The following is a 26,368-nucleotide window of genomic DNA, read 5'->3' as shown; positions in this document are numbered from 1 at the left end:
GCTGTTCAGGGACCGGGTGCCGCGCTCGGTCGCCCCGGTACGACCACCTTGCCCGCACCCGCCGGGAGCGTCGATTACCTCCGGAGTCATGAGCCGTCGCCGCTGCTCGCCGCATTTCGGCCAACTCGGGGTGTGAATATGCCAGGAGAGTGGCCGGAAAGTCGTGGTGACAGTGATTCAGTAGTGAACATACTGACCTGCGAAGGCGCTTTTCACATCGAGCGACGGCGCCCTCACGCACAGCACGCGGACCGCAGAAGGGGCGAGGCCGGCCGGCGGACGGGCCGGGGCGACGGGGGAGGGTCACGTGCACGACGAGTTTCTGTGCCACGTCACGGCGTACGGAGTCTGCGACGGCCGTCGGATCGGAGTCCCCCTCGGCACCTACCGGGCGCCCACCCTGGCCCTGGCCCTGTGGTGGCTGCGCGACCGCGCCTCCTGGATCGCCCAGCGCCTCGACCCCCGGCCGGACGCCGAGCACTTACCGTCGGGCTCGCTCGTGCCGGTCGCCCCCACCGTGCCCGACGTGCCCATGCTGCTGCGCGCCTGGTGCGCCGATCCCGCCCAGCAGGAGCGGGTCGCCGAGGAGTTGGCGGCCGGGCGGCTGGTGCGCATCGCCACCAGCGACGACACCACCGAGTACGAACTGCTCGCGGAGTCCGTGGACGCCCTGCGGATGCAGCGCACCGCCCCCTTCGTCGGCATCACCGTCGGCTGACCTCCCCCCACTCTCGCCCAGGCGCATACCAGGTCACATCGGTAGAATTTTGACCATGGCGCAACCCTCGGTAGCACCAGAGCTCGTCCTCGAGACGGAGACGGGCACCACCGTGATGATGCCGGGCCGCGACTACCACGTGGGGCGTGACCCCTTGTGCGACATCGTCATCGACGACGACCGGGTCTCCTGGCACCACGCGGTGCTGAAGCCCGAGGACGGTCACTGGACCATCGAGGACGAGGACAGCACCAACGGCACCTACGCCGACGGCCGCCGCATCCGTGAACGGGACGTCGGGCCCGGCAGCGTCATCCGCTTCGGGAACCCGGCCGACGGACCGCGCATGACCCTGACGGGACGCCCCGCCCCCGCCGCACCCAGGCCGGAACGCCCCTCCGCCGTCTCCATGCCCGCCCACACCGGCACCTACCGGCAGCCCACGACCGTTCGGCCGTTGCCCTCCCGCACCGTCCGCATCGGCCGCGCCACCGACAACGACCTGGTCATCGACGACCTCGTGGTCTCCCGCCGGCACGCCGAACTGCGTGCCCTGGCCGACGGAAGCTACGAGATCACCGACCTGGGCAGCCACAACGGCACCTACCTCAACGGCAGCCGCGTCACCACTGCCCCCGTCGGCGAGGGCGACATCGTCGGCATCGGCCACTCGGCCTTCTGCCTCGTCGGGGACCAGCTCCAGGAGTACGTCGACACCGGCGAGGTCTCCCTCGACGTGCAGGACCTCGCCGTCACCGTGGACCGGGGCCGCAAGACGCTGCTGGACCACGTGTCCTTCCCGGTGGGGGAGAAGTGCCTGCTCGCCGTCGTCGGCCCGAGCGGCGCCGGCAAGTCCACGCTCCTCAACGCCCTCACGGGCCAGCGGCCCGCGGGCCACGGCACCGTCCTGTACGACGGCCGCGACCTCTATCGCGACTACGCCGAGCTGCGCCAGCGCATCGGCCTCGTCCCGCAGGACGACATCCTGCACGCGCAACTGACCGTCCGCAAAGCGCTCTCCTACGCCGCCGAACTGCGCTTCCCGCAGGACACCGCCAAGGCCGAGCGGCGCGCCCGGGTCGACGAGGTCATCCGCGAACTGGGCCTGGAACAGCGCGCCGACCAGCCCGTGCACAGCCTGTCCGGCGGCCAGCGCAAGCGGGTCAGCGTGGCCCTGGAACTGCTCACGAAGCCGTCGCTGCTGTTCCTCGACGAGCCGACCTCCGGTCTCGACCCCGGCATGGACCGCTCGGTGATGCACATGCTGCGCGGCCTGGCCGACGACGGCCGGACCGTCATCGTCGTCACCCACAGCGTGCTCAGCCTGGACGTGTGCGACCGGCTTCTCGTCCTCGCGCCAGGCGGGAAGATCGCCTATTACGGGCCGCCCGAGGACGCCCTGCCCTTCTTCGGCTTCGAGGAGTGGCCGGAGGCCTTCGAGGCCTTCGAACGGGACAGGGACCGGGACTGGGCGGGGCAGTACCTCGCCTCGCCCTTCCATGGACGGTACGTGGCCGACGCCTCCGCCCAGCCCCAGAGGCCCCGGTCCCAGCCCGTCGTCATCACCGCCCCGCCCCGGCCGCGCAGCCGCGGCGCCCAACTCGGCACGCTGGTACGCCGGTACGCGGCCGCACTCGGCGCCGACCGCACCTTCCTGATCATCATGATCGCCCTGCCGTTCGTGATGGGCGCCATGGCCCGTGCCCTGGCGGGCGGCAAGCTGACGCAGGACACGGCGATGAACGCGCTGCTCATCCTGTGTGTCGGCGCGGTGCTCACCGGGGCCGCCAACGCCGTACGCGAACTCGTCAAGGAACGCGTGATCTACCAGCGTGAACGGGCGGTGGGCCTGTCCAGATCGGCGTACCTGATGTCCAAGGTCATCGTCCTGGGCGTCATCACCGTGCTCCAGGCGGTGGTGCTGACCCTGGTCGCCCTGGCGGGTGTCGACCTCGGCGCCCCGGGAGGCGAGGGCGTGCTGATGCCGCCCCTGGTGGAGATCACGGTCGCCGTCGCCCTGCTCGCGTTCACCGCGATGATGCTCGGTCTGCTCGTCTCGGCCCTGGTGCGCAAGGAAGAGGTGACGATGCCGCTGCTGGTGCTCATCGCCATCGTCCAGGTCGTGTTCTGCGGCGCCCTGCTGAAGCTGGCCGACACCCCGGGGCTCGAGCAGCTGGGCTGGCTGGTGCCGGCGCGCTGGGCGCTGGCCGCGATGGCCGGGACCGTGGAGCTCGCCCGGATCGTTCCCGACGACCTGACGAAGGACCCGCTCTTCGAACACGAAGTGGGCACCTGGCTGCTGGACGTGGGGATGCTGGTCGTGCTGTCGGTGCTCTTCGGGTTCCTCGTGTCGCGGCTGCTGCGCCGGCATGAACCGGCCGTCATGCGGAAGTAGGGAGCGCCGATGACGAGCCCCGGTTTCCGGCCCACGCACGTCGTCCCGCAGCACGGGATGCCCGCGTGGGAGGCCCCCGACCCGGCCCGGCCCACCGTGGACCTCGACCCCCTGCTGCCGGTTCAGCTGCTGGAGCGGCAGGGCGACTGGGGGCACGTGCTGTGCTTCAACGGCTGGTCGGCCTGGGTCGACGGCCGCCGCCTGGTCGCCGTTCCGCAGGATCCGCCCGCCGCGGACGGGCCGCTCACCCGCACCGCCGATCCGCGGCCGCTGCTGGGCCGGGCACAGGAAGCCCTGGCACGCTACCGCTCCGCGGTGGAGGATCTCGCGGCCGGCCTCGACCGGGAGTCGTTCCGCACCCGCACGCACGGCCTGCGGATCGGTGTCGTCGTCGACGGTGAGTCCGTGTGGCTGTACGACTCCGCCCACGGGCACTGGGTGTACGCCGACGGTACCCGGATGACCACGTACGCGACGGACGAGACGCCCGAAGCGGAACCGGCGTCCCGCTCGGCCGAGGCGTCCGTGCGTCCCCCGGCCCGGGTGGTGCCGCCCGAGACACCGGCACCGTCAGGGGATGCCTCGCCCGAGGCACCCCAGCCCCCGGCGGCGACGCCGCCCGCAGCCTCCGAACCTGCGACAGGGGCCGGGCCCCCCGAGGCTCCGGAGCCCACGCGGGTGGTGGCTGCGCATGCTGCCGGGCCGACCCGTGTGGTGCCTCCGGAGAGGCCTGACCCAACCCGCGTGGTGGTCCCGGATGGTCCTGAGCCCACGCGGGTGGTGGCCCCGGATGCTTCGGAGTCGGCACCGGTGGTGGCCCCGGATGCTTCCGAGCCGGCATCGGTCGTGCCCCCGGATGGTCCTGAGCCCACGCGGGTGGTGGCCCCCGACGCCCCCGAGCCCACACGGGTCGTCACGGTCGATGCCCCTGAGCCCACACGCCTCGTGTCGCCCGAGGGCCGGGAGGGCGAGGGTGAGGGCGAGCCGGAGGCGGAGCGGCCGGGCGTGGCGCCGCCCACGCGGGTCGTGGGGCAGGAGCCCACCCGGGTCGTCCCACCCGAGGGTGACGGGCGTTGACCCGCCAGACGAGCCTGTTCTCCGGGCGGCCGTCCGAGCTGGTCGGTCAGCAGATCGCCGGGTACCGGATCGAGGAGGAGATCGGGCGCGGCGGCATGGCCGTCGTGTACCGGGCCCGCGACCTGCGCCTGGAACGCACCGTCGCCCTGAAGCTGCTCGCCCCCGAACTCGCCCGCAACGACACCTTCCGCCGCCGCTTCACCCACGAGTCGCGGGCCGCCGCGGCGATCGACCATCCGCACATCGTGCCGGTGTTCGAGGCCGGCGAGACGGACGGCGTGCTGTACATCGCCATGCGGTACGTCCCCGGCAGCGATCTGCGGCACGTCCTCGACCGCGACGGTCCGATGCCGCCCGTCACCGCCCTGCGTGTCGCCGCCCAGGTCGCCTCCGCACTCGACGCGGCCCATGATCACGGCCTGGTCCACCGGGACGTCAAGCCGGGCAACATCCTGGTGGCCCGCGGCACCGACAGCGACCACCCCGAGCACGTCTACCTCACCGACTTCGGCCTCACGAAGAAGTCCCTGTCCCTGACCGGCTTCACCACGGTCGGCCAGTTCGTCGGCACGCTCGACTACGTCGCCCCCGAGCAGATCTCCGGCAAGCCGGTCGACGCCCGCTGCGACGTGTACGGGTTCGCCTGCGTCGTCTTCGAGACCCTGTCCGGCCACCCGCCCTTCCTCCGCGACGACGACATGGCCCTGCTCTGGGCCCACCAGTACGACGAACCGCCGCCGCTGACCGAGGACCGGCCCGACCTCGACCCACGGGTGGACCCCGTCTTCGCCCAGGCCCTCGCCAAGAGCCCCGACGACCGGTACCCGTCCTGCCTCGCGTTCGTGGCCGCACTGCGTGCCGCGACGACCGGCGGCGAAACCGGTGCCCCCAGGACGCCCACCCGCGTGGACCGGCAGCTGCCGGGCGCGGGGGAGGAGCGGCCCAAGCAGCCGCCCCGCTGGGCCGAACCGGTCTTCGTGCAACGGATGTAGGGCTCTGCTTCAGCTTCCGCCGCCGGTGCGCACCTCGCCCCGCCGCCGTACGCGCCGCGCCAGCAGTGCTCCTGCGAACCCGGCCGCCAGCCCCCAGGGGACGGCCAGGCCCACGGCACCCCACAGCCTGGGTCTCAGGAACAGCTCGCCCCCCAGGCCGCCGCCCAGGTCACCGATGCCCAGCACCGACAGGCCGAAGTGCGCGGAGATCCGCCCCACCAGGCAGATCATGAACACCGTGAGCATCAGGGCGAGTGCCATGTGCACCGCGTGCTGCCAGGCCCGTACCCGGGCCGGTGACCGGGCCGCCATCACGAAACCGGCGGCCAGCAGCAGCACGACGTCGACAACCAGCAGCCACCACACCCGGCCGTCGTGCTCGGCGAGAGTCCGCAGATTCAGCTCGGAGACGTCCGGGGTGCGCAGCACCTCGTCGAGGACATGCGGCATGGGCAGGCCGAACGGTCCCTCCACCCTGCCGTTCCAGGTGGCGCCGAGCCCGATCGTCAGCGCGAGCCAGACCAGATTGGGGATGCCCAGCAGGATCACCGCGAACGTCTCCCGCGCGTGCCCCTTGGTGGCCGCGACGACCAGGGCCACGATCACGCCGATGACGACGCAGACCAGCAGCAGCGCGACCATCGCGAAGGCGGCAGGCCGCACCGACGTCTGAAAACGCAGCAGCCCCGCGGGCAACGGTGCCCCGCGTGACACCAGCAGCGTCACCACCAGCACACCGGCCAGCCACACCACGCCGACGAAGACGGACAGCGGGACATCGGTGGTGAAGCCGACCTCGGGCGATGCGCCGAACAGGTCGCCGAGTTCGGCGAGTGTGTCATCGTCCCCGAGGGGGATGTCGAAGGTGTGGCGGGCCGCGAGCGTCAGGCCGATCAGCGCGATCAGCCACAGGGCCGCCACCCGGCCGGCCCATCCGGCCAGCTCCGCCGCGCCGGCGACCGCGCGATGCCGCAGCGGCCGCAGGAACCCCCAGGCGAGCACCAGTGCCCCGGTGAGCGTGACCGACAGCGGAATCACCGTCAGCCCGGCCTGAGTCGAGGCGAGGTCGCCCGCGCTTCCGGTGAGCTTCACGGTGCCGCCCACCGCGGTGACCACGGTGGCCGCGACGATGGGTCCGAAGGAACCGTCCGGAAGGTCACCGGCCCCGGCCGCCCACAGGCCCAGGACGGCCACCACCGCCATGGCGAGCAGCCCGGCGAGCACCGTGACGAGGGCCTGCGCCCAGCCGTGGCGGGACCCGGCCCGCACGCCGGAGACACGTGCCTGGCCGGAGGGGGTGCGCGAACTCACGCTGCCACGCTAAGCAGCCCCCGGGCACGGCGCCCGCCGGAGGGGTCCGTCCGCGTCGGCTTGCGGGGCGCACGGAACCGGGGCACACAATGAACTCGTAGTGGAAAAAGCGGTATACACCGGTGAAAATCGTCTTCGGTGTGCGAAGGCCGCAGAGAACCCACGCGGGAGAAGAGCTCGTGAGCGTCGATCCACCGTCGTCCGGCCGCCCCACAGGACCTCCTTCGGGCCCGCTGTCGGGCCCCTCCCAGCCGCCCTCCGGCGGCGAGCCGCCCTCGGACGGCGGCCCGCCGCCGCAGCCGCCGAGCGGAGGCGGCCGGGAGCCGGAGCCCCGCCGGCCGTGGTGGGGCTCCGTACCCCGGGTCGCGATCATCGCGACCGCCGTGGTGGCCGCCGTGGTCCTGGCCGTGGTGCTCTCCCGGCCGGACAACGGCGGTACCGGTGCGTCCGACGGTGGCACCAGCACGGCCAGCGGCGAGGTCTTCCTCCAGCCCGCGGCCGACACGGGACCGGACGCCTTCACCGAGTCGACGGCCCAGGAGGACAGCTCCGCCTCACCGGTCACGCCCTCGGGGGCCACCGAGTCGGCCCCGCAGAACGCAGTGCGGGGTGTGAGCGGCGACGCGCCCGGCCTGTACGGCGGCACCCGCAACGTCGCCAGCTGTGACGTGGAGAAGCAGATCGCGTACTTCGGGGACGCCCCGGACAAACAGCGCGCGTTCGCCTCGGTCGTCCGGGTCCAGCCGTCCGGCGTCCCCTCCTACCTGCGCTCGCTCACCCCCGTGCAACTGCGCATGGACACCCGCGTCACCAACCACGGCTACAAGAGCGGCGCCGCCACCAGCTATCAGGCCGTCCTCCAGGCCGGCACGGCCGTCCTCGTCGACGACCGCGGCGTGCCCCGGGTGCGCTGTGCCTGCGGCAACCCGCTGTCCCCGCCGGTCGCGCAGCAGAGCGCGCCGAAGACGACCGGCGCCCCGTGGCCCGGGTACAAGGCGTCGAACGTCGTCGCGGTGGCGCCCGCGCCGGAGCCGGTCGACGTCTTCGTGATGTGCGAGCCCGACGGTGAGTGGTTCGAGCGCCAGGCGGGCGACACGGGCAAGAAGGACCACAAGACGAAGAAGCCCGGCAAGCCGTCCCCGTCGGCGACCATCACGACGCCGACGGCCCCGACCGGCTCGACGTCGTCGAAGCCGCCCACGAGTGAACCGCCGACCTCGGACACGGACACGTCGGGACCGACGACGGACGAGCCGCCGTCGTCCGACACCCAGCCGCCGCCGCCCGACAGCAACACCGGGAGCGACACCGGAAGCGACACCGGCGGTGGCACGACGGAGCAGGCCCCGGCCTCCTGATCCGGCCGGCTCAGGCGGCGCGGACCACCAGGGCGTAGTCACCGAGTCCGAGCAGCCGGTCGCCCGGCAGATCGCCGTGCGCGGTGACGACCGCCTCCACACGGCCTGTCTCCGGTTCGAAGGCGACGTCCTGGACCGTGCCCAGGGTGTCCCCCGTCTCGGTGAGGATCCTCAGGCCCGGCAGCTCGTGGTGCGGCGGCACCTCTGCCGGTTCGGCGGTCGTGCGGACCAGTACCGCGTCCGGGCCGATGGCGTGCAGGGAGCCCCAGGCCAGCACGGTGTCCTTGCGGGAGTGCCGGCCCCGTACCCGGACGTGTGTGACCACACCCGTCACGGCGTCGACGGTCAGCGACCTCAGCGCGCCGACCTCCTCGGCCTCGGTCAGTGTCAGCACCGGCAGGCCCCGCGCCTCGGAGAACAGCATCATGGCGCCGACCCCTCCCGCCCGGCCTGGAAGGCCCCGACCCGGGCGACGAAGGCCGGCAGGTCGTCGGCGACGTAGCGGGTGGCGTCCGCCGGAATGACCAGGGCACGGCCCGAGACGGCGAGTGTCTCGCCGCGCGGCACGTAGACCCGGTGCCGGCGGCGTCGGGAGCCCTGCACCAGTGCCTTCGCCGCGGCGATCCGGAAGCCCACGACCCGGCCGCTGGTGCCGCCCTCGACGATCACGTCGAGCACCGTGCCCACCTCGGCGCCCTCGTCGGTCAGCACCTTCGCGTGCAGCACCCGGCCCTGCTGGGCTTCGCGACGGGCCACCACGACGGAGGTGTCCTGCAGCGCGAGGGCGTCGCGGACCATGACCGCGTGCGGACCCAGCGCGTGCACCGCCGGCCACGGCAGGCTCTGCTTCAGAGGCCCGCTCAGCAGGCCGCGCCCGCTCAGTGTGAAACCGGTGATCCGGCCGGCGGCGGCGTCGAACACGGTGTCCTTGACCTGTGCGACGGCGTCGCCGCCCAGGGTGACCACCGGGAGGGTCGTCAGACTGCGCGCGGCCAGCAGCTCGTTCATCGCAGGCCCTTTCCGCCGGGCCGGCGCCGGACCGCGATGACGGTCCCCGACCGTCGCCCCGCCTGCACGGCGAGCGTCACCGCCGCGACGGCGGCGAGCGCCGCGACCACCACGACCAGCCATGTCCACCAGGCCACCGCGCACCTCCGGCGATCCGGCCCGGCCGCCCTCGGCCGGTCCTGATTCTTCCCGGGTGCCCCGCGAGGGGGGGACAATGCCCGCGTCATCGAATGGGGGAGAATCTGTCAGGACTGTGAAGCCGGGCCCGGGGTACGAGCACTGGTGCAGAGCGTCCGGCCAGTCCGGCTTCCCGGAGAGAGAAGAATGATCGACCACCTGGACGGGGCAGTGATACCGACTGGTTTCGACGTGCCCGTGGAACCGCTGAGGCGGGCGGCACACTACACCGGCGAGCAGGGATGCATCGCCGAGGCGCGGTCCTTCGCCGCGCTGTTTCTCGACCAGCTCAGGACCGAGTGGTGCGCCCGTATCGACGAGCGGGTCGACGGTGCCGTACTGCTGGTGGTGAGCGAGCTGATCACCAACGCCGACCGGCACAGCAACGGGCCGTACATCCTGGAGCTCGTCGGCACCGATGCCGCCGTGACGGTGTCGGTCTACGACAGCAGCTCCGCACTGCCCCGCGTCTTTCCCCGCAATCCCGAGCGCATCGGCCGGCACGGTCTGGAGATCGTCCAGGCACTCGCGGAGCAGGTCAGCGTGGAACGGGTGCCGGTCGGCAAGCGTGTGCGTGCCGTTCTGCCGCTCTCGGGCGCAACGGGCGCATAAGCCGTCCGGGTGAATGCGTCACCGGACGGAACGAATCGTCGACGAGCGACGGAAGCTGTTCGAGAACCTGGTCCGGACAACGCTCGCGGGTGCCGCCCCACTCCCGCATGGGGGACGGCACCCGCTGGTCGCACGACTCTGTCAGGCGCAGCCCAGCTCGCCCAGCATGCCCTCGCGCAGTCGCGTGATGATCCGCTTGATCAGCCGGGAGACGTGCATCTGCGAGCAGCCGAGCTTCTCACCGATCTCCGCCTGGGTGGCCTCCTCCACGAACCGCATGTGGATGATCTGCCGGTCGCGCTCGCTCAGCTCCGCCATGAGCGGGGCGAGCGAGTGGAAGTCCTCGACGAGCCGCAGCCCGTCCTCCTCCACACCGATGAAGTCGGCCAGGACCGCCTCGCCACCCTCCGGGCCGTCCCCGGTCAGTGCGGCGTCCAGCGACGACGAGTTGTACCCGTTCGCCGCGATCTGCCCCTCCACGACCTCACGCTCGGAGATGTTCATCAGCGTGGCCAGCTCGGCGACCGTCGGCTCGCGGTCCAGTCGGCTGGCGAGCTCCTCACGGGCCTTGGCCAGCTCGACACGCAGCTCCTGCAGCCGCCGGGGCACGTGCACCGCCCACGTCGTGTCCCGGAAGAACCGCTTGATCTCGCCGACGATGTACGGCAGGGCGAACGAGGTGAACTCGACCTCGCGCGAGAGCTCGAACCGGTCGATGGCCTTGATCAGGCCGATCATGCCGGTCTGGACGATGTCCTCCATGTCGTCCCCGCGGCCGCGGAACCGGCCGGCGGCGAAGCGCACGAGTGACATGTTCATCTCGATGAGGGTGTTGCGCGCGTACTGGTACTCGTGCGTTCCCTCTTCGAGTTCCGTCAGGCGCTGGAAGAACTGGCGGGACAGCTGCCTCGCGTCCCGCGGAGCCACGGACCGCGGGTCCACGACTCCTGGCAGTGCTCCGTCACCCGCGCTGGCCTCGGCGTTCTCTTCGACGGCCTGTGCCTTCGACCGGATCACGGCGGTCTCCATTACCTCTCCCACGAACGTCACGGCTGACATCTGCATAGGTACTCCCGAGTTGCGGGTACCCGGGTTGACGCGCACCATGCCCTCCGATTTTGCCATGGGCGAAAAGGGAAGGAATGTCACGCTATACCCCTGGCTCGTCGTCCCCGTCCCGTCACGAGCGCCGTGGTTCCCCCCAGGGCGGAACGCCGGGCCCTTCCCCCGACGGCCGGGATTCCTAGGCTGGAGAAGTGAGCAACCACCTGCCGAAAGAAGCCCGAGTCATTCCGCTGCGCCCGCACGGCGCTCGTCCCCCGGGCGCACCCCCACGCCAGGCGCCGCCCGACCCCGCCGTGAAGGAGCCGCTGTGGCGGGACCTGGTGGGTGACGTCCTGCGCCGCGAGCGCCTCGCGCAGGAGCGCACACTGAAGGACGTCGCAGACGAGGCGAGGATCTCCATGCCCTACCTCTCGGAGGTGGAACGGGGCCGCAAGGAGGCCTCGTCGGAGGTCCTCGCGGCCGCCGCCCACGCCCTCGGGCTGAGCCTCGGCGACCTGCTGGCCAGGGCGCGGGGCGAACTGATCCGGCTCAGCTCGCACTACGCGGGCAGCGACCGCCGCGGCGCGTCCCCCTCGTCGCACGACGGAATGTGCCTGGCGGCCTGAGCCGCGTCGGCCGGCCGGCGCCTCATACCCTCGCGAGGCGCCGGCTGAGCACCTCGTCGGCCAGCCCGTAGCCCACCGCCTCCTGCGCGGTGAACACCTTGTCGCGGTCCATGTCGGCCCGCAGCGTCGCCACGTCGTGGTGGGTGTGCCGCGCCAGCACCTCCTCGACCTGGGAGCGGATGCGCACCATCTCCTTGGCCTGGAGCGCCAGATCGGAGACCATGCCGCGCTGCCCTCCTGCAGCCGGCTGACCGAGCAGCACCCGTGAGTGCTCCAGCACGAACCGCCGCCCCGGGTCTCCGCCGGCCAGCAGCACGGCCGCCGTGGAGGCCGCCTGCCCCACGCAGAACGTGGAGATCGGCGCCTGCACGAACGTCATCGTGTCGTAGATGGCCATGAGTGAAGTGAACGAGCCACCCGGAGAGTTCAGGTAGATCGCGATCTCGCTCTCCGGCGACGACGACTCCAGGTGGAGGAGCTGGGCGATGACGACGTTGGCGACGCCGTCGTCGATCCCGGTGCCGAGGAAGATGATCCGCTCGGACAGCAGCCGGCTGAACACGTCGTAGGACCGCTCGCCCTGCGGGGTGCGCTCGACGACGTTCGGAATCGTGTACGTACCCATCACTGCAGCCCCATCCTGCGCCGGGTGACCGCCGGGCGGACGTCCGCGAGGGATTCCACGACCCGGTCCACCATGCCGTACTCCCTGGCCTCCTCCGCCGTGAACCAGCGGTCCCGGTCGCCGTCCCGGGAGATGGTCTCCGGGCTCTGACCGGTGTGCTCGGCGGTGATCCGCTCGATCGTCCGCTTGGTGAACTCCAGGTTCTCCGCCTGGATCTCGATGTCGGCGGTGGTGCCGCCGATGCCCGCCGAGGGCTGGTGCATCATGATCCGCGCGTTCGGCAGGGCGTAGCGCTTGCCCGGGGCGCCGACGCTCAGCAGGAACTGGCCCATGCTGGCCGCGAACCCCATGGCCAGGGTGGAGACGTCGTTCGGGATGAGCCGCATCGTGTCGTAGATGGCGAGGCCCGCGTGCACCGCGCCGCCCGGGCTGTTGATGTACAGGCTGATGTCGGTGTGCGCGTCCTCCGCGGACAGGATGAGCAGCTGGGAGCAGACCCGGTTGGCGGAGACCTCGTCGACCTGGGTGCCCAGCAGCACGATGCGCTGCGCGAGCAGCTGGGCGGCCAGGTGGTCGTCGAAACGGGTCGGAGGGGTGTCGCCCTCCTCCGCCCGCGGGGCGAGGGTCGTGAGTGGAGTCATCGGTTCTCCTCAGGTGCGGCGGCAGGTGCCGCCGACGTGTCGGGATGTGCCGTCGACTCCACTCTTGGCCTCGGGCGAGCCCCGCGAACGGTTTCTCTGCCCTCGGCAGATCCGCTGCCGGCAGAGCCCGACGCCCTCAGCCCTTCTCCCGCAACTGACGGAAGAACGCCCGCACATCACCCACCAGCAGGTCGGGCTGCTCCATCGCCGCGAAGTGCCCGCCGCGGTCGAACTCCGTCCAGCGGACGATGTTCTCCGTGCGCTCGGCCCGGTGCCGCAGCGGGATCTGCGGATCGCCGAAGAAGGACGCCACGGCGGTCGGCGCGGTGGAGGGCTCGTGCGGAGCGGCCACCCGCTCGCCCCGGGCGTGGGCCCGCTCGTAGTAGACCCGGGCCGACGAGCCCGCCGTGCCCGTCAGCCAGTACAGCATCACGTTCGTCAGCATCAGATCCCGGTCGACGGCCTCCTCGGGCAGCTCCCCGGAGTCCGTCCACTCCTGGAACTTCTCGACGACCCAGGCGAGTTGGCCCACGGGGGAGTCGGTGAGCGCGTAGGACACGGTCTGCGGCCGGGTGGACTGCACATGGAAGTAGCCCGTGCCGTCGCGGGACCACTGCGTCCAGCGCCGCCACGAGGTGAGCGTGCGCTCCCGCTCCGCGGGACTCAGGGCCTGGAGCTCCTCGGCGGTCGGCTCGGTGGCCGCCTGGGCGCCCGGCAGCAGATTGAGGTGGACGCCGGTGACCCGGCCGGGGTGGACGCGGCCCAGTTCGCGGGAGATCGCCGCCCCCCAGTCGCCGCCCTGCGCGCCGAACCGCTCGTAGCCGAGGCGTGTCATCAGCTCGGCCCAGGCGTCGGCGATCCGGCGCGCCTCCCAGCCGGTCTCCCGGGTGGGACCGGAGAACCCGAAGCCGGGGATGCTCGGCAGCACGACGTGGAAGGCGTCGGCCGGATCGCCCCCGTGGGCGGCCGGATCCGTCAGCGGCCCGACGACGTCGAGGAACTCCACGATCGAACCGGGCCACCCGTGCGTGACGACCAGCGGGGTCGCGTCGGGCTCGGGGGAGCGGACGTGGGCGAAGTGCACCTGCGCGCCGTCGATCTCGGTCATGAACTGCGGCCACGCGTTCAGCCGCGCCTCCGCGGCCCGCCAGTCGTAGTCGTGCCGCCAGTACCGCACCAGCTCGCGCAGATAGCCCGAGGGAACGCCGTAGGACCAGCCCACGCCCGGCAGCTCGTCGGGCCACCGGATGCGGTCGAGGCGGTCGTGGAGGTCGTCGAGGTCGCTCTGCGGTACGTCGATGCGGAAGGGACGGATGCCGCTGCCGGCGGGCGTGGACGTCATGAGCATGATGCTAGTTCCGAACGGTGTAACGGCCACCTGAATTGACGGCCGGCCGGCCGATGAGTTCCCCAGCGCGCACCGGTCGACAGTGGTGACAGCGTTCCACGCACCCGGGAGGACCCATGACCACCGACGGATTCACCACCTGCCTCTGGTTCGACGGCCAGGCCGAGGAGGCCGCCCACTTCTACGTCTCGGTCTTCAAGAACTCCAGCATCGGCAAGGTCGCCCGCTACCCCGAGGGCGCCCCGCAGCCCGCCGGGAGCGTGATGACCGTGGAGTTCACGGCCAACGGACACCGGTTCCTGGGCCTCAACGGCGGACCCGAGTTCAGGTTCAGCGAGGCGATCTCCTTCATGATCTTCTGCGAGAACCAGGAGGAGATCGACTACTACTGGAACAGGCTCACCGAGAACGGCGGCGAGCCCGGCCCCTGCGGCTGGCTCAAGGACCGGTTCGGCGTGTCCTGGCAGGTCGTCCCGGACCGGCTCGACGCGATGATCACCGACCCGGATCCGGCGAAGGCCGCCCGCGTCACCCAGGCGTTCATGGCGATGAGCAAGTTCGACATCGCCGCCCTGGACAAGGCGTACGCCGGCGAATGACGCGCCCCGCCGACGGGGCGGAGCCGTCCCGCGCAGCGTGCCGGCCCGACACCTACGCCGTCTCCGCGGCGATCTCCCCGAGCACGTGCCGGGAGTTCGCCGCGACGGGCGGATTCGTGTCCCAGTAGTAGGGCAGCGCGATGACCGCGATCGACAGGGCCCAGCCCCGGGCCCGGGCCCATTCGGCCTCGCCGGCGCCCACGGCCTCGCGGAACACTCCGCGGGCCGCGGCCGGCAGCAGGCACCAGGCAGCGATGAGGTCGACGGCCGGATCACCGACCCCTGCCGTCCCGTAGTCGATCACGGCGCTGAGCCGTCCGCCCTCGACCAGCAGGTTCCCGGCCATCAGGTCGCCGTGGGCCCAGACCGGCGGGCCGGTGTGCTCCGGAGCGCGCAGGGCCGCTTCCCAGGCCTTCGTCACCGCGGCGGTGTCGACCCGGCCCGCGAGCTGCGCGAGGGCCTCACGCATGAAGGCGTCCCGGGCCGCCAGCGGCACCCCCCGGTAGCCCGGGGGCCCCTCCGACGCGTCGACACGGCGCAGGGCGGTGACATACGCCGCCAGATCCTGGGCGAGCAGGGCGGGTTCGTCGAGCGCGCCGGGCTCCGGGTTGCGGCCGTCCAGCCAGCCGTACACCGCCCAGGGCCAGGGAAAGCCGTCCCCGGGTTCGCCCCGCCCGAGGGCTTCGGGTGCGGCGACGGGCAGGGCCGGGCCCAGCCGGGGCAGCCAGCGCAGCTCGTGCGCGATGGCTTCCACGGCACGGGGGTGCCGGGGGAGCCGTACGACCTTGTCCGCGCCGAGGCGGAACATGGCGTTCTCCGTCCCGGAGGACTCCAGCCGCCGCAGCGGCAGTCCGGCCCACCGCGGGAACTGTCCCGCGATCAGCCGGCCGACGACCGAGACGTCGATGTCCAGCTCGTCCTCATGCATCCGCACCGCACCCATGCCGCCCATTCGAGCGGTCAACGCGCCGCCTGTCGAACGGTTTTGGTGATCTCCCGGGCGATGCGCAGGATCCCGGGGGAGCGGACCGGGCAGGGCTTCGGCCTGGAGGTCGTGGGGGCCAGGCAGAAGTGCAGATAGTCGTCGTCGCGGTGCAGGGCCGTCCGGCCGCGGCCGGGCTGTGTGCAGAGGCCGGGGTGGCCGCGCTCGTAGGCGGTGCACGGCAGGTACTGCGTCCAGCTGTACCGGCCGGTGGCCGGGCTCACCGTCTTCCCGGCGTCCGCCACGAGGCCGCCCGAGGCCGCGGCACGCTTCTCGTACAGCGCGTTGACGCGCCGGACCCGCTCGGGGGTGATCGGGTCCGGCCCCTGCGACACCCAGACGATCCGCGGGCGGCCGTCGCCCCCGGCCGCGGCGATCTGCTCGGTGAGCCGGCGGGCGTCGGTTTCGTACCGCGTGAAGTACCGGGCCGGGGACTTGTCGTAGGTGATGCCGTCCATGCACGGCGTGTAGCCCCAGGAGTTCCCCCAGAACTGCAGGACCACGACGTCCGGCCGCAGCCTGCGCACCAGGGCGGCGGCCTTGTCGGGGGCCGGGACCAGGGAGCGGTCGGCCGTGCCTTCCAGGTAGTCGCACAGCGTGGTGCCGGAGTACGGGGCACCGGTGTACTTCGCTTCCAGGTCCCGGCGTAACTCCTCGCCCAGGACCTTCTGGGCCTCCATCGCCAGCGAGTCGCCCAGGTACAGCACCGTGGGCGCCCGTTCCGGCCCCGGACCGGGGGAGGCGGGGACGCGCTGGTGGGTGGTGGCCGACGCCCGGGGCACGGCCGGTGCCGGCTCCTCGGGTGCGGACGCCGGATCCCCGCACCCGCCGAGGAACATCCCGGCCAGCAGTACCCCCACGACCCACGGCTTGCGCATACGGCAACTCCCGCCCCGGCCACCGAAACGGCACTCAGGCAAGCACAACCGGGCGCCGGGGGGAAGACGTGCGCCGTGTGCGGGTCTGCTCGACGCGCGCGTCCGCCCCCGGATGGCTAGCGTGAGGAAACGGACGAATCCACTCGCGGAGAGGGCCGTAGCCATGGCCGTGCAACCTGAAGGAGCCCCTTGCTGGGCCGACGCGATGTTCAGCGACCTCGAAGGGGCCAAGAGCTTCTACGGCGAGGTCCTCGGCTGGACCTTCGCCGAGGCGGCGGCGGAGTTCGGCAACTACACCGAGGCCTCCGTGAACGGCAAGGCGGTCGCCGCCGTCGTCCCGCCGATGCCGGGCCAGGAGGGCCTGTCGCAGTGGTGCCTCTACTTCGCGTCCCGGGATGCCGCCGCCACCGCCGCCCGGATCCGTGATCACGGCGGCGAGGTGCTGATGGAGCCGATGCGGGTCGCCGACTTCGGCACCATGTGCCTGGCCCGCGATCCCGGTGGTGTCGTCTTCGGCGTCTGGCAGGCCGGCACCCACGAGGGCTTCCAGGCGATGGCCGAACCCGGCGCCTACACCTGGGCGGAGGTCTTCACCCGCGAGCCGGAGAAGTCCGACGCGTTCTTCCCCGCCGTGTTCTCCTACCGGCAGCGGGACATGGAGGACGGCGAGATGAACTTCCGGGTCTACGACCTGGGCGAACGCACCGTGCTGGGCCGGATGAAGATGGGTGAGGAGTTCCCGCCCGAGATGCCGCCGTACATCAACGTCTACTTCACCGTCGAGGACTGCGACGAGGCCGTGGCGAAGGCCACCGAGCTGGGCGGCGTGCTGCGCTTCGGCCCCATGAGCACTCCGTTCGGCCGGTTCGCGGCCATCAGCGACCCACAGGGCGCGAGCTTCTCGGTGATCGACACCACGAAGACCGAAGGCGAGATGCCGAAGCTGACCGACGTGGCCTAGTGCGGCACGGGCACCCGGCCCTCGCGGCCGGACGGCACCCGCGGCCATGGCATGATCGAGCGCATGCGTGAACGTGTTGTGGCCGCGTGTGACGGGGCTTCGAAGGGAAATCCCGGGCCGGCGGGCTGGGCCTGGGTCGTCGCCGACGCTTCCGAGACGCCGGAGCGGTGGGAGGCGGGGCCGCTGGGCAGGGCCACCAACAACGTCGCCGAACTCACCGCGCTGGAGCGCCTCCTGGCGTCGACCGACCCGGACGTGCCGCTCGAGGTCCGGATGGACTCGCAGTACGCGATGAAGGCCGTCACCACCTGGCTGCCGGGCTGGAAGCGCAACGGCTGGAAGACCTCCGCCGGCAAGCCGGTCGCCAACCAGGACCTCGTCGTGCGCATCGACGAGCTCCTGGACGGCCGCTCGGTCGAGTTCCGCTACGTCCCCGCCCACCAGGTCGACGGTGACCGGCTCAACGACTTCGCCGACCGCGCCGCCAGCCAGGCCGCCACCGCCCAGGAGCCCGCGGGCAGCGGCCTCGGCTCTCCCGAGCCGCCGCCCTCCCCGGACACCCCCGCGAAGACTCCCCGGTCCCGCCCGCGCGGCGGCGCGGCCCGCACGGCCAAGGGCGCGGGCGGCAAGGCCTCCTCGCGGACCATCAAGGCGAAGTTCCCCGGCCGCTGCCAGTGCGGCCGCTCGTACACGGCCGGCGAACCCATCGCCAAGAACGACAGCGGCTGGGGCCACCCGGAGTGCCGCTCGGGCGCCAGCGTCTGATCAGACGTCGAACGTGTAGAACCGCGTGTGGTCCAGCAGGTCCGCCGGACTCATGTCGTGCCACGGCCGCATCGTCTCGTTCAGGTCGATGACGTTCGGCGTCCCCGCGGTGGGCAGGTAGCCCGAGCCGGGGTGACGGCGCTGCCACTCCGCCCAGAGCTTGTCTATGTACGCGTGGTGCAGCCAGAACACCGGGTCGTTGGGGGAGACCCCGGTGGCCATCTGCCCGCCGACCCAGACGTGGACGCGGTTGTGCAGATTGACACCCCGCCACCCTTCGAGGTGGTTGCGGAAGCCGTCCGAGCCGCTGTTCCAGGGCGCCATGTCGTACGTGGGCATCGCCAGCACCGACTCGACCTCGGCCCGCGTCGGCAGCTCGCGGGTACCGGATCCCAGGGAGCGCCGCAGGAACGTACGGCCGTCGACCCGCACGGTGACCGGCCAGTTCCCGCCGGACGCGGAGAACGGCCCGTCCGTCACCCTGCCGTCCCGCTCCCGCCCGGTGCCCCCGAGGAAGTCGGGCGCCCACAGCGAGGCGCGCGGCGTACGGTCGACGGTCCAGTCCCAGTAGGGCAGCGTCACCGACGCGTCCACCGACTGCAGCGCCCGCTCGAACTCCAGGAGGAATCTTCGGTGCCAGGGCAGGAAGGACGGTGAGCGGTGCCCGGTCCGCTCCCCGTTGTCGGTGTCGGAGACGATGAACGAGTTGTGCGTCGTGACGAACTCGTCGTAGCGGCCGCTGCGCTTCAGCTCCAGCAGCGCGGCGACGAAACGCCGCTTCTCGTCGGCGGTCAGGGTGGACTGGTTCTTGCGGACAGCCATGTGCGGGTGCTCCAGATGCCTTTCGGTGGGGGTCAGTTGGCGGGGAAGGGCAGCAGGGGCGCACCCTGCAGCTCGTCCACCGCGGCGCGGGCGGCGGCGCGCGGGGTGGCGACCGGGTCGTAGTGGCTGACGACACTGATCCAGCTGCCGTCGGCGTTGCGCATCACGTGCAGCTCCACCCCGTCGACGAACACCGCGTATCCCGCGCCGTGATGGGCGTGGTGGCCGGACCCGGTGGCCGGGCGGCCCTGTATGCGGCGGCCCTTGTACACCTCGTCGAAGGTCCCGGGGGAGTCGTGGTGCCCGGCGGCCGAGGCCGGGGTGGTGACGGCTGACAAGGCACCCGCGCTCGTGGCGAGGGCGGCCGCGGCGGTGAGCGCGCTGCGACGGCTGAGTTCCGGCATACGGACCTCCTGGGTCGGTTCGGTAGATGACCCCGCATGCCTACCGGCCCGCCCGCTACCGGGAGAAATCCGCCCGAGCCGGTTGGCTGCGATCCGGGCAATTCCCCCCATGTCATGCAAGATTGAACCAAGATGATCTTGCTGCGGAGGGATCGCGCGCGGGCACGGAAGGGGAAGTTCCGCCCGCGAAGGGTGGTGTGGCGGATGTTTCTGCCGGTGCGGTGCGTTGCTCGTGGTGCACGTCACGCCGCGAAACTGGCGCAATTCGGTGGTCAGATCGTCGGCACACGTGGCGCTACCACGCGTAAGCAGATCGCGACTAGGCGTGTTTGTGAGTTGGGTGAATTGCTATTCACCAGCTAGGGTGAATAGCAATTCACCCGCGCCGTAGCCCGGCGCGCTGCCCGCTGGAGCGTCCATGGACCACACCCCCGCGATACGCAAGCCACCCGGGGCGAGCACCCCGCGGGAACGGCTCACCGTCCCGGTGCTCGCGTTCGGCGGCATCCTCATGGCCGTCATGCAGACCGTGGTCGTGCCCCTGCTCCCCGACCTGCCCCGGCTCACCGGCGCCTCGGCGGGCACGGTCTCCTGGATGGTGACGGCCACCCTTCTCTCCGGTGCGGTCCTCACGCCGGTCCTGGGCCGGGCCGGCGACATGTACGGCAAGCGGCGGGTGCTCATGGCGGCCCTCGGGCTGATGACCGCCGGATCGGTCCTGTGCGCCCTGACCTCCGACATCGCCGTGCTCATCGCCGCCCGCACCCTGTCCGGTGCCGCCGCCGCGGTCGTTCCGCTGTCCATCAGCATCCTGCGGGACGAGCTGCCGCCGGAGCGCCGGGGGTCGGCCGTGGCGCTGATGAGCTCCACCGTCGGCATCGGCGCCGCGCTCGGTCTGCCGCTGGCCGCCGTGATCGTGCAGTACGCGAACTGGCACACCATGTTCTGGGTGACGAGCGCCCTCGGCGCCGCGGGAGTGACCTCGGTGTGGTGGGCGGTACGCGAGTCACCGGTGCGCGAGCCCGGCCGCTTCGACGTACCGGGCACGATCGGACTGGCGACCGGGCTGGTCTGCCTGCTGCTCGGGGTGTCGCAGGGAGGTCAGTGGGGGTGGGGCAGCCGCCGTGTCCTGGGCCTGTTCGCCGCCGCCCTCCTCGTGCTCGCCCTCTGGTCGTGGCAGCAGCTCCGGGCAGAACGCCCCCTGGTCGACCTGCGGCTGGCGGGCAGGCCCCGGGTCGGCCTGTCCCACGTGGCCGCGCTGCTCGCCGGGTTCGCGTTCTACGCCAACACCCTGGTCACGGCCCAGCTGGTGCAGGCGCCCGAGGCCACCGGGTACGGGCTCGGGCTGTCCATCGTCGCCACGGGGCTGTGCCTGCTGCCCAGTGGCATCGTGATGCTGCTGCTGTCGCCCGTCTCCGCCCGGATCTCCGCCGCCCGCGGACCGCGCATCACCCTGGCTCTCGGGGCGACGGTCATCGCCGCGGGATACGCCGTCCGCATCGCCGACAGCCGTGAGCTCTGGATGATCATCGCGGGGGCCACGGTCGTCGCGGTCGGCACCACCCTGGCCTACTCGGCGCTGCCCACCCTCATCCTGCGGGCCGTACCCACCGGGCAGACCGCCTCGGCCAACGGCGTCAACGTCCTGATGCGCACGATCGGCCAGGCCGGATCCAGCGCCGCCGTGGCCGCCGTCCTGGTGCACCACACCAGTCCGGTCGGCGGCGCCCCGGTGCCCACCCTCCACGGCTATCTGCTGGCGTTCGCGATGGCCGGTGCGGTCGCGCTGCTCGCCGCGGCGGCGGCCCTGTGCATCCCCGGCGACTTCGCCGGGGAAGCCACCGGCGGCCCGGATCAGGACCGCAACCGCACCCGGGGCGCGCGCGAACAGGCGAGGGAGGGAGCATGAGTGCCGTGAGCACTCCAGCCGCCACGCCCTCATCCGCCCGCAGGGACGCCGAGTCGACCAGGACGGCCATCCTGAAAGCCGCCCGGTACCTGCTGGCCCGGCACGCACACGGCGACATCACCCTCAAGGCCGTCGCCGACCGCGCCGGAGTGAGCCCGCCGCTGATCCTCAAGTACTTCGGCAACAAGGACACGCTGTTCGCCCGGGTCATGTCCTTCGAGACCGACGCCGATGCGCTGCTCGACGCGCCGCTCGACGACCTCGGCCCGCACATGGTCCGGCACGTCCTGGTCAGCCAGTCCGAGCAGGGCGCCGACCCGCTCCTGCGGATCGTGTTCGCCCCCCTGCACGGCGAGCAGGGCTACATCCTGCGCGCCAACTTCCGCACCCAGGTGACCGACCGCCTCACCGCCCGCCTCACCGGCCCCGACGCGGCCCTGCGCGCCGAACTGGCCGTCGCCACCCTGCTCGGCCTGGGCGTGATGTACGGCATCGCCCGCGGCACCGAACTGAGGGCGAGCACCGTCGACGCCCTGACGGACCGGTACGCCCCGACCGTCCAGGCGCACCTCACGCCCTAGCCGAACAGCCGGTCCAGGAAGGCGTTGCCGTACACGCGGTGCGGATCGAGCCGGTCCAGTACCGTGTCCGCCTCCGCCCACTCGGCGGAGCCGACCGCCGCCGGTACGACGTCGCCCAGCACCTCCTCGTCGCTCCACACACCGTCCTCCGTGTACGCCCACCCCTTGGACCACTCCACCCGGGTGAGGGCGAAACCGCCGTCGAACGTGCGCAGGAGGAACCGTTCGATCTCGCGCAGGAAGGCCTCCGCGTCCGGCGTGCCCGGCAGCGTGAGGACGTCCAGCCACACGGCCGTGTCCCACTCGGGGTGGTTCTCCGGCGGCCGGAGCGCCGACAGCAGCGGCGGGCGGGCCCCGGGCACCCCCACGTCGCCCGGGTCGTCCAGGCCGGTCACCCGGATCTCCACCGAGCCGTTGACCGGGAAGCTGCCCCGGGCGGCGTACGCCGTCAGCCGCTCGCGGTAGAAGGCGGCGAACTCGGAGACGACCTGCTGCACCCGGTCCCGTGAGGTGATCACCGCGTAGCCGTCGGCGTGCACCCGCAGCGTGCTCGGCTTCAGATACAGCAGTGTGTTCTTGGACGGCCCCCACAGATCGGCGGACAGCGTCGTCACGAGCCCCAGCGCCGCGGCCTCGTACTGGGCGTTGCCGAGCACCGGCGCCAGGTACCAGGCCGCGTCCGACGTCATCCTCCCGGCCAGCTCCGCCACCGGCCCCGGGACGTTGTCGGAGAACGGGTAGTTGTACGGCCGGGTCACCTTCCGCGAGGTCAGCGGCCGGGTGGGGGAGACGCTCCACACCTTCAGCCAGGGGTGCTCGGTGAAGGCGAACCAGATCGCCTCGACCCGCCCCGCCTCGTCAAGGAACCGCGCGAGGGTCCGCCCGTCGCCCGACCCGGGCGCGGCGAACAGCTCCCCGGCCGGGATGTCCGTACGGCTCACGCACCTGAGGTCGGTGTTCGCGCCCGCCCTCAGCACCACCTCGGTCACCAGGGACCGCCCGAGGTGCGTCAGCAGCGCGCCGCAGTCCGCCTCGTCGCGGTGGAACGTGCGCAGCGCGTACGCGCCGGCCCCGGAGTCCCACACGACCGCGGTCAGGGACAGGATCAGATTGCTGAGCGAGCCGTAGGTGTGCCCGGACCGCCGTCGCTCACCCCGCGCGGGTACCGCGGTGCCGTGCGCGTCGACGGCGAGCGCGCCGCCCAGGGTCAGCACGCCGGGAGCGGGGGCGGCCGTGACGCCGAGGCCGTGCTCCTCCAGGAAGGTCAGCAGGGCCTCCATGGTCGCACCGGTTCCCGCGCGCACGGCGGTGGGGGAGTCCAGGGCGAGGCCGGTGAGGTGAGGCGTGGTGTCGACGAGGAGGACCGGCGCACCGGACGGCGTCCCCTCCGTGACCGTCAGGGGCGACCAGCCGTGCGACGCGCCCCGGGCGCGCACCCGCCACCCGTGCCGCCACGCCCAGTTGACGACGGCGACCACCTGGTCCGGGCCGTCCGGCGCGCAGGCCCACAGACCGTCGGCGGTGATCTCACCGACCCAGTTCCGGTACGCCGAGCGGTACAGCGCGACGTCCGCGGGGAAGCCGGGCAGCTCCGCGGCGGCGGCCGCCGGATCCGCCGGAAGACCGGGTACGGCGGCCAGTGCGGCGGCGGTGAGGAGGAGGCGCCGGCGCGTCCAGGACGAGGCGTCCGACGGATGGTTGTTCGCTGAACCGGTGGTCACGTGACGTCACGCTAGGGGCCGGTTGACACGTGACGTGTTCCTGTCGCATCAATTCACTCGTGTGAGTGAATTGGGCAGGCTCGGCAGGCCGGAGGGATACGCTCCGCACGGTGTCGTGACAGGTGACAGACTGACGCCCATGGACGAGCGCACATTCGACAGGTCGGGTCAGCACGCCTCCGTCATCGGTCTGGGCACCTGGCAGCTGGGGGCCGACTGGGGAGACGTCGACGACAAGGAAGCCCTCACGGTCCTGGAGGCGGCGGCCGAAGCCGGGGTGACCTTCTTCGACACCGCCGACGTGTACGGCGACGGCCGCAGCGAGCAGACCATCGCCACGTTCCTCAGCGGGCGCCCGGACCTGCACGTCATGGTCGCCACGAAGATGGGCCGCCGGGTCGACCAGATTCCCGGGAACTACGTCCTGGACAACTTCCGCGCCTGGAACGACCGCAGCCGGCGCAACCTCGGCGTCGACCGGATCGACCTGGTGCAGCTGCACTGCCCGCCCACTCCCGTCTACTCCACCGACGAGGTGTTCGACGCCCTCGACACCCTGGTGGAGGAGGAGCGGGTCGCCGCCTACGGCGTCAGCGTCGAGACCTGCGCGGAGGCGCTGACCGCGATCGCCCGGCCGAACGTGGCGAGCGTGCAGATCATCCTCAACCCGTTCCGCATGAAACCCCTGCTCGAAGTGCTCCCCGCCGCCCGGGCGGCGGGCGTCGGCATCATCGCCCGGGTACCGCTGGCCTCCGGCCTGCTCTCGGGCAAGTACACCCGGGAGACCGTCTTCCCGGAGAACGACCACCGCACCTACAACCGGCACGGCGAGGCCTTCGACCAGGGCGAGACCTTCTCCGGCGTCGACTACGCCACCGGCGTGGAGGCGGCCGCCGAGTTCGCGGCACTCGCCCCCGAGGGATACACCCCGGCCCAGCTGGCCCTGCGCTGGATCGTCGAGCAGCCCGGCGTCACGACCGTGATCCCCGGCGCCCGCTCACCCGAGCAGGCCCGGGCCAACGCGGCCGCCGCCCGTCTGCCCGAACTGCCCGGTGAGACCCTGGCGGCGATCCGCGACCTGTACGACCGGCGTATCAAGGACCAGGTCGAGTCCCGCTGGTGACGCCCGCCCTCAGGGCTCCAGGAGCAGCTGCCTCTCCTGCTCCTGGTCGCCGGAGGCGGCACCGTCGTCGCGTGCCGTGAAGACCCGGGTGAGCGTGTCGCTCGCCCGCCGTACGGCCTCCGGGCTGCCCTGCACGGTGACGGTCACCGGCGCGGACAGCCGCCCGGGGGTCTTTCCGTCACCGGCGGCGGAACCCGCGCCGCTCTCCCCGTCGAAGGTCGCCGTGTGGACCGTCGCGTTCTCGTCGGCGGGGCGCTCGTCCGGCGCCCCGAACGTGCCTTCCAGGGCCCGGACGACCGCTCGTGCGTCGTCGGTGCCTCCGCCGCTGAGCGTCACGGTGAGCTGCGTACCGGACATGCGTCCACGACCTCCTAGGACTCTGCGTCATTCGCGCCGTCCGTGTAACCGCCCCCTGATCGCTCAAACCGCCGCCGCTCCCGGGACGGGGAGTCGTTCCTGGGAACCCGGGAAGGAGGAGAGCTCGCATCTCACGCAGGGAGGAATTGTGGCGGACGCGGCTGAGGGCGGGGCCATGCGCAGGGGGCGCAACGAGACGGAGGAGGAGAGAGCGGACCGGATGTGGCAGGAGCTCATCCAGGAGGTCCGCGTGGCCCAGATGGGCGTCCAGATCCTGTTCGGCTTCCTGCTCACCGTCGTGTTCACCCCCAAGTACGCGGATCTCTCCGACACCGACCAGACGATCTACCTGGTCACGGTCGTCCTCGGTGCCTGCGCGACCGGGGCGCTCATAGGACCGGTGTCCCTGCACCGCCTCGTCGCCGGGCGGCGCGTCAAACCGCAGGCGGTGCGGCTGGCCTCACGGCTCACCCTGCTCGGCCTCGTGCTGCTGCTCGCCACGACGACCGCGTCACTGCTGCTGATCCTGCGCGTGGCGACGCACGACGGCTTCGTGCCCTACCTGGTGGCCGGCGTGGTCGGCTGGTACCTGCTGTGCTGGTTCGTCCTGCCGTTGTGGACCCGCCACCGCTACACCTCGCGGTGACGGCAGCGCGGCCAGTCGCCGGTCGTGCAGCCGGCTGAGCAGCAGCAGCGACACGCTCGCCCCGATCAGCGCGCAGAACATGTCCCACTGGGTGTCCCAGACATCGCCCTGGGTGGCCAGGAAGGCGTCCGCCGCGTGCCCGCCGGCCACGGCGGCCGCCCATTCGAGCATCTCGAAGACGGCGCTGAAGGCCAGGCACGCGCACACCGTCAGTGGCGCGAGCCAGCGGCTGCCGCGCAGCGGCGAGGTGCGCACCAGCAGCTCGCGCACCAGCACGGCCGGGACGAAGCCCTGCATCAGGTGACCGAGCCGGTCGTAGGGATTACGGTCCAGGCCGAAGGCGTCGCGGACCCGGTCGCCGAGCGGGACCTCGGCGTACGTGTAGTGGCCGCCCACCATCAGCACCACGGCGTGGGCGGCCAGCAGGCAGCACAGCACGTCGGTGAGCGGGAAGCGGCGCCGGGTCAGGAACAGCAGCGGCAGGCCCACGAGAACCCAGACGACCTCCAGGAACCAGGTCATCCGGTCGTGCGGGTTCCATCCGGACAGGATCAGCACCACGAGCACGCCGCAGGCGAGGACGGCGCGCAGCGACGGCCGGCGCCCCGGTCGTGCGTCGGACAGAGCGGACATGGCGGGCTCCTCATCAGGGGAGCTCATCGTCGTGCCGAGGGCGGGCCCGCGGCAT

At 72.1% G+C, this 26,368-nt stretch carries 28 protein-coding genes and 1 pseudogene; 14 read left to right on the top strand and 15 right to left on the bottom strand.

Going from position 1 to position 26,368, the window contains the following annotated elements; translation table 11 throughout:
- The first annotated feature begins 307 nt into the window (after nucleotides 1-307).
- From ADK65_RS02190 to ADK65_RS02175, 4 genes are read left to right on the top strand one after another with little or no spacing between them, the layout of a single operon-like run.
- Nucleotides 308-718, top strand: a complete 411-nt coding sequence (locus ADK65_RS02190; RefSeq protein WP_053668061.1) for a hypothetical protein — start codon at nucleotides 308-310, stop codon at nucleotides 716-718.
- A 55-nt stretch (nucleotides 719-773) separates the two neighbouring features.
- Complete coding sequence (locus ADK65_RS02185; RefSeq protein WP_053668060.1) at nucleotides 774-3,113, top strand: FHA domain-containing protein; 2,340 nt, start codon at nucleotides 774-776, stop codon at nucleotides 3,111-3,113.
- Nucleotides 3,114-3,122: 9 nt separating this feature from the next.
- A complete protein-coding gene (locus ADK65_RS02180) occupies nucleotides 3,123-4,190 on the top strand; it encodes a hypothetical protein (RefSeq protein WP_234352780.1) in 1,068 nt (355 codons plus the stop codon).
- On the top strand, nucleotides 4,187-5,182 hold the full coding sequence (locus tag ADK65_RS02175; protein ID WP_053668059.1) for a serine/threonine-protein kinase: 996 nt from the start codon (nucleotides 4,187-4,189) through the stop codon (nucleotides 5,180-5,182). Before ADK65_RS02180 ends, ADK65_RS02175 begins: the two co-directional genes overlap by 4 nt.
- A gap of 9 nt (nucleotides 5,183-5,191) precedes the next feature.
- Here the strand turns inward: ADK65_RS02175 and ADK65_RS02170 are convergent, their stop codons facing one another.
- On the bottom strand, nucleotides 5,192-6,493 hold the full coding sequence (locus tag ADK65_RS02170; RefSeq protein WP_078955770.1) for a streptophobe family protein: 1,302 nt from the start codon (nucleotides 6,491-6,493) through the stop codon (nucleotides 5,192-5,194).
- 179 nt (nucleotides 6,494-6,672) lie between these two features.
- Between ADK65_RS02170 and ADK65_RS02165 the strand changes: the two genes are divergently transcribed.
- On the top strand, nucleotides 6,673-7,851 hold the full coding sequence (locus ADK65_RS02165; RefSeq protein ID WP_053668057.1) for a DUF6777 domain-containing protein: 1,179 nt from the start codon (nucleotides 6,673-6,675) through the stop codon (nucleotides 7,849-7,851).
- A 10-nt stretch (nucleotides 7,852-7,861) separates the two neighbouring features.
- Here the strand turns inward: ADK65_RS02165 and ADK65_RS02160 are convergent, their stop codons facing one another.
- Genes ADK65_RS02160 through ADK65_RS38740 form a run of 3 tightly spaced genes read right to left on the bottom strand, consistent with a single transcriptional unit; the run spans nucleotide 7,862 to nucleotide 8,996 of the window.
- Entirely contained in the window at nucleotides 7,862-8,278 is a 417-nt protein-coding gene (locus ADK65_RS02160; RefSeq protein ID WP_053668056.1) for a PRC-barrel domain-containing protein, read from the bottom strand.
- Nucleotides 8,275-8,859: a PRC-barrel domain-containing protein gene (locus ADK65_RS02155; protein ID WP_053668055.1), complete on the bottom strand. Its 585-nt coding sequence runs from the start codon at nucleotides 8,857-8,859 to the stop codon at nucleotides 8,275-8,277. The genes ADK65_RS02160 and ADK65_RS02155 overlap by 4 nt, the downstream gene beginning before the upstream one ends.
- Complete coding sequence (locus ADK65_RS38740; protein WP_199825555.1) at nucleotides 8,856-8,996, bottom strand: hypothetical protein; 141 nt, start codon at nucleotides 8,994-8,996, stop codon at nucleotides 8,856-8,858. Before ADK65_RS38740 ends, ADK65_RS02155 begins: the two co-directional genes overlap by 4 nt.
- Nucleotides 8,997-9,183: 187 nt before the next feature.
- On the opposite strand from ADK65_RS38740, the gene ADK65_RS02150 reads away from it, so the two are divergent.
- Nucleotides 9,184-9,648 carry an ATP-binding protein gene (locus ADK65_RS02150; RefSeq protein WP_053668054.1) on the top strand — a complete coding sequence of 155 codons (465 nt, stop codon included), beginning with the start codon at nucleotides 9,184-9,186 and terminating at the stop codon, nucleotides 9,646-9,648.
- A 141-nt stretch (nucleotides 9,649-9,789) separates the two neighbouring features.
- Here ADK65_RS02150 and ADK65_RS02145 read toward each other — a convergent pair whose 3' ends face one another.
- Complete coding sequence (locus tag ADK65_RS02145; RefSeq protein ID WP_053668053.1) at nucleotides 9,790-10,677, bottom strand: RNA polymerase sigma factor SigF; 888 nt, start codon at nucleotides 10,675-10,677, stop codon at nucleotides 9,790-9,792.
- A 227-nt stretch (nucleotides 10,678-10,904) separates the two neighbouring features.
- Between ADK65_RS02145 and ADK65_RS02140 the strand changes: the two genes are divergently transcribed.
- Nucleotides 10,905-11,318 carry a helix-turn-helix domain-containing protein gene (locus ADK65_RS02140; RefSeq protein WP_053668052.1) on the top strand — a complete coding sequence of 138 codons (414 nt, stop codon included), beginning with the start codon at nucleotides 10,905-10,907 and terminating at the stop codon, nucleotides 11,316-11,318.
- A 22-nt stretch (nucleotides 11,319-11,340) separates the two neighbouring features.
- On the opposite strand, the gene ADK65_RS02135 is transcribed toward ADK65_RS02140, so the two are convergent.
- From ADK65_RS02135 to ADK65_RS02125, 3 genes are all read right to left on the bottom strand, one after another.
- Nucleotides 11,341-11,943, bottom strand: coding sequence for a ClpP family protease (locus ADK65_RS02135; RefSeq protein ID WP_053668051.1), 603 nt, complete (start codon nucleotides 11,941-11,943; stop codon nucleotides 11,341-11,343).
- Nucleotides 11,943-12,584 carry an ATP-dependent Clp protease proteolytic subunit gene (locus tag ADK65_RS02130; protein WP_053668050.1) on the bottom strand — a complete coding sequence of 214 codons (642 nt, stop codon included), beginning with the start codon at nucleotides 12,582-12,584 and terminating at the stop codon, nucleotides 11,943-11,945. Before ADK65_RS02130 ends, ADK65_RS02135 begins: the two co-directional genes overlap by 1 nt.
- Nucleotides 12,585-12,720: 136 nt before the next feature.
- Entirely contained in the window at nucleotides 12,721-13,926 is a 1,206-nt protein-coding gene (locus ADK65_RS02125) for an epoxide hydrolase family protein (protein WP_053668190.1), read from the bottom strand.
- 122 nt (nucleotides 13,927-14,048) lie between these two features.
- Here ADK65_RS02125 and ADK65_RS02120 point away from each other — a divergent pair, with 122 nt between their 5' ends.
- Complete coding sequence (locus ADK65_RS02120; protein WP_053668049.1) at nucleotides 14,049-14,531, top strand: VOC family protein; 483 nt, start codon at nucleotides 14,049-14,051, stop codon at nucleotides 14,529-14,531.
- A 52-nt stretch (nucleotides 14,532-14,583) separates the two neighbouring features.
- Here ADK65_RS02120 and ADK65_RS02115 read toward each other — a convergent pair whose 3' ends face one another.
- Both ADK65_RS02115 and ADK65_RS02110 read right to left on the bottom strand, forming a co-directional pair.
- Nucleotides 14,584-15,474 (bottom strand): aminoglycoside phosphotransferase family protein, encoded by an 891-nt coding sequence (locus ADK65_RS02115; protein ID WP_053668189.1) that lies wholly within the window; start codon nucleotides 15,472-15,474, stop codon nucleotides 14,584-14,586.
- A gap of 17 nt (nucleotides 15,475-15,491) precedes the next feature.
- Complete coding sequence (locus ADK65_RS02110; protein ID WP_053668048.1) at nucleotides 15,492-16,391, bottom strand: SGNH/GDSL hydrolase family protein; 900 nt, start codon at nucleotides 16,389-16,391, stop codon at nucleotides 15,492-15,494.
- 163 nt (nucleotides 16,392-16,554) lie between these two features.
- Here ADK65_RS02110 and ADK65_RS02105 point away from each other — a divergent pair, with 163 nt between their 5' ends.
- Nucleotides 16,555-17,352 carry a VOC family protein gene (locus ADK65_RS02105; protein WP_053668047.1) on the top strand — a complete coding sequence of 266 codons (798 nt, stop codon included), beginning with the start codon at nucleotides 16,555-16,557 and terminating at the stop codon, nucleotides 17,350-17,352.
- A gap of 51 nt (nucleotides 17,353-17,403) precedes the next feature.
- Entirely contained in the window at nucleotides 17,404-18,117 is a 714-nt protein-coding gene (locus tag ADK65_RS02100; RefSeq protein ID WP_053668046.1) for a ribonuclease H family protein, read from the top strand.
- Here ADK65_RS02100 and melC2 read toward each other — a convergent pair whose 3' ends face one another.
- Nucleotides 18,118-18,939: a tyrosinase MelC2 gene (gene melC2, locus ADK65_RS02095; RefSeq protein WP_053668045.1), complete on the bottom strand. Its 822-nt coding sequence runs from the start codon at nucleotides 18,937-18,939 to the stop codon at nucleotides 18,118-18,120.
- A gap of 32 nt (nucleotides 18,940-18,971) precedes the next feature.
- Entirely contained in the window at nucleotides 18,972-19,343 is a 372-nt protein-coding gene (gene melC1, locus ADK65_RS02090; RefSeq protein WP_053668044.1) for an apotyrosinase chaperone MelC1, read from the bottom strand.
- Between the two features lie 418 nt (nucleotides 19,344-19,761).
- On the opposite strand from melC1, the gene ADK65_RS02085 reads away from it, so the two are divergent.
- Both ADK65_RS02085 and ADK65_RS02080 read left to right on the top strand, forming a co-directional pair.
- Entirely contained in the window at nucleotides 19,762-21,252 is a 1,491-nt protein-coding gene (locus tag ADK65_RS02085; RefSeq protein WP_053668043.1) for an MFS transporter, read from the top strand.
- Entirely contained in the window at nucleotides 21,249-21,833 is a 585-nt protein-coding gene (locus ADK65_RS02080) for a TetR family transcriptional regulator (protein WP_053668042.1), read from the top strand. The genes ADK65_RS02085 and ADK65_RS02080 overlap by 4 nt, the downstream gene beginning before the upstream one ends.
- On the opposite strand, the gene ADK65_RS02075 is transcribed toward ADK65_RS02080, so the two are convergent.
- On the bottom strand, nucleotides 21,830-23,554 hold the full coding sequence (locus ADK65_RS02075) for a cholesterol oxidase substrate-binding domain-containing protein (protein WP_053668041.1): 1,725 nt from the start codon (nucleotides 23,552-23,554) through the stop codon (nucleotides 21,830-21,832). The two genes, ADK65_RS02080 and ADK65_RS02075, sit on opposite strands and share 4 nt — an antisense overlap.
- Before the next feature lie 139 nt (nucleotides 23,555-23,693).
- On the opposite strand from ADK65_RS02075, the gene ADK65_RS02070 reads away from it, so the two are divergent.
- Nucleotides 23,694-24,677 carry an aldo/keto reductase gene (locus ADK65_RS02070; protein ID WP_053668040.1) on the top strand — a complete coding sequence of 328 codons (984 nt, stop codon included), beginning with the start codon at nucleotides 23,694-23,696 and terminating at the stop codon, nucleotides 24,675-24,677.
- A gap of 9 nt (nucleotides 24,678-24,686) precedes the next feature.
- Here the strand turns inward: ADK65_RS02070 and ADK65_RS02065 are convergent, their stop codons facing one another.
- The gene (locus tag ADK65_RS02065) at nucleotides 24,687-25,034 is read right to left on the bottom strand and encodes a hypothetical protein (RefSeq protein ID WP_053668039.1); all 348 of its coding nucleotides are present in this window, start codon (nucleotides 25,032-25,034) and stop codon (nucleotides 24,687-24,689) included.
- Between the two features lie 148 nt (nucleotides 25,035-25,182).
- Here ADK65_RS02065 and ADK65_RS39065 point away from each other — a divergent pair, with 148 nt between their 5' ends.
- Nucleotides 25,183-25,680 (top strand): DUF6328 family protein, encoded by a 498-nt coding sequence (locus ADK65_RS39065; protein ID WP_234352775.1) that lies wholly within the window; start codon nucleotides 25,183-25,185, stop codon nucleotides 25,678-25,680.
- On the opposite strand, the pseudogene ADK65_RS02060 reads toward ADK65_RS39065, so the two are convergent.
- Nucleotides 25,681-26,313, bottom strand: a pseudogene (locus ADK65_RS02060) (DUF2238 domain-containing protein); the annotation flags it as partial.
- Nucleotides 26,314-26,368 lie beyond the last annotated feature (55 nt).

The organism is Streptomyces sp. NRRL B-1140, assembly GCF_001280065.1.
In the GTDB taxonomy this organism is placed as follows: Bacteria; Actinomycetota; Actinomycetes; order Streptomycetales; family Streptomycetaceae; genus Streptomyces.
The sequence above is the reverse complement of the archived record's forward strand: the minus strand, read 5'-3'. Positions and strand labels throughout refer to the sequence as shown.